This is a genomic window from Thermogutta sp., assembly GCF_014359955.1.
Taxonomy (GTDB): Bacteria; Planctomycetota; Planctomycetia; order Pirellulales; family Thermoguttaceae; genus Thermogutta.
This window is the reverse complement of sequence record NZ_JACIYL010000729.1, coordinates 1-2,241: the sequence shown is the minus strand read 5'-3', so window position 1 is coordinate 2,241 and position 2,241 is coordinate 1. Positions and strand designations below refer to the sequence as shown.

The window sequence follows — 2,241 nt, the reverse complement described above, 5'->3', positions numbered from 1 at the left end:
GTACTCTGCCTCCCCGGGGCGTCCCTAGTCTCGGGCGGCTGATTGACTGGTGCGTTGGGTTCCGTGAGGCGCTTTTCCCGCTGGGGCCCCATTCCAGAAATATCCGCCTTTTCCGTCGCAGGATTTCTCTTCACCTCGTCTGGTCCGTGCGCTACGGAAAATCCGCCTGTGCGACTGGAAAGGTTTGAATTGTTGCCGCGCGATGGACCTGGCAAGAGCACACTCACCCATCCTACGCGCGGTCTCAACGTGCCATAAGCGACAATTACTGATAGAACCAGAAAAACGATCGCTGCCAGGCGCCCCACCAGAGAAAGCCATTTCGTGGGAGAGAGGGGAACGCCATCCTGGGGAGCAGCTATCTCGGCCATGCCCGAAACCGTTTCTGCCCGAGCCGTGGTGGGAGCTGGCACGGACTCGACCGTTCCGCCGGCGGCAGCCTGATTCCGTTTCTCATCCGCCGGTGGAAGTGGAGATTCCTCGAGTTGCTTGACCGGCCATACAAAATGGAGGGACGTGACCTTCCCAGCTTCCAGTTGCCGGTCGTAAATTTTTTTCTTCTGAGGATCGCACAGCCAGTCCTTGGCGTTGCGAATGGTGTCAAGCAACTCGGTCCATTCAGTCACATGGTCGCCCGGGCGAATTTGTCGCACGTGGGCGAGCATGTTGTCCGCTAGCTGCGCAATCAGTTTGGTGTCGGGTTCAAATAACGGCACTCCGAAGAGTGCGTAATAATTGTCAGGGATTCGCCCCGGTGGAAATCCCAACCAGGCCTGGAACGGATTAAAGGACGATCGATTCTCCGATGGCGGGTTAGCGGACTTGGACATGGCAACAGCGTCGGCCCCTGCGCAATAAGGTTCTCTGTTCCGGATTAATAACTGCGCGGATGCGCTTATGGGTAACTTGCCTCAACGTCGAGAGGCTTGCCCGGCTTCCAGTGAAAACGCGGATCTCCCTCTTCCAGTCGGCCGACGGGCCGCGCTTCCCGCGGCTTCATCTTCTTTGCTGAATCTCCAAGTTCCTCACGCATGGCATCTGCTAGCTTTTCGATCTGTGCGACAATGTCCGGGTGCTCGGCTGCTACATCCTGCGTTTCGCCCGGATCTTTTTCCATGTCGAAGAGGGCCAATCCTATGTGGGCCGTTTCGTAGGGCACGGGCATTCCACCTTTTCCGCCGGGCCGGCCTCCCAGGGTACGATAGTCGTGTGGAAAGTGAAGCTTCCATTTGCCCATCCGCACAGCATGCAAAGCATCGCCCCAGTAAAAATAGAGTGCTTCATGGGGCGATTTTGCGCCCGGTTCACCAACGATGAGCGGCCAGATGTTTTTTCCGTCGATTTTGTGTGGAGGAAGCTGCGCGTTGATGCGATAAGCGATCGTGGGCAGAATGTCGATCGTCATAACCGGCTCCCGACAAACCGTGCCCGCGGGCACCGTGCCCGGCTGCCACATAACGCACGACACCCGGCAGCCACCATCAAACATCGTGCCCTTCCCCTCGCGGAGTGGCTTTGCCGACCCCGCGTGATCCCCGTAGCTCAGCCACGGACCATTATCGGAAGTGAAGATGACCAGTGTTCGGGAGGCAAGACCCAATTCCCGTAAAGTATCCAGAATTTGTCCCACCGACCAATCGACCTCCATCATCACGTCACCGAACAGCCCTCGCTGGGTTTTACCGCGAAACTTGTCCGAAACGTGAAGCGGTACGTGGACCATGCTGTGTGCCAGGTAGAGAAGGAATGGCCGGTCTTTGTTCTTCCTGATAAAGCTCACGGCACGCTCGGTGTACCACGTTGTCAGCATATTCTGGTCTTCGTGGGTTACCTCGGGGTCAATCACCCTGTTTCCTTCCATAAGCGGCAGGTTCGGAAAACTTTTCCCCGCCGTCGGATGATACGGCCACATGTCGTTTGAATAGGGCAGTCCGAAATACTCATCAAATCCCTGATTGAGAGGCAAGAACTTCGGATGATGCCCCAAATGCCATTTACCGATGCAACTGGTGGCATACCCTTTTTGCTTCACGATTTCCGCGAGGGTGACCTCCGAAGGATTTAGTCCGATCTGCGCTCCCGGCCCCAGGGCCCCAAAAATCCCCACGCGCACGTTGTAGCATCCCGTCATCAGGCTGGCACGAGAAGCTGAGCACACCGCCTGTGAGACGTAAAAATCGGTAAAAATTCGCCCCTCCCGGGCCATTCGATCGATATTGGGCGTATCGTAACCTTCCGCGC

Annotated in this window: 2 protein-coding genes; both read right to left on the bottom strand. The window is 56.8% G+C overall.

The genetic code is table 11. The features are described from left to right. On the bottom strand, positions 1–830 hold an 830-nt coding region (locus tag H5U08_RS16370; RefSeq protein ID WP_297035491.1), incomplete at its 3' end, for a hypothetical protein. Between the two features lie 65 nt (positions 831–895). Then, positions 896–2,241 (bottom strand): sulfatase (locus H5U08_RS16365; RefSeq protein WP_297035489.1); only part of this gene is annotated, 1,346 nt, incomplete at its 5' end.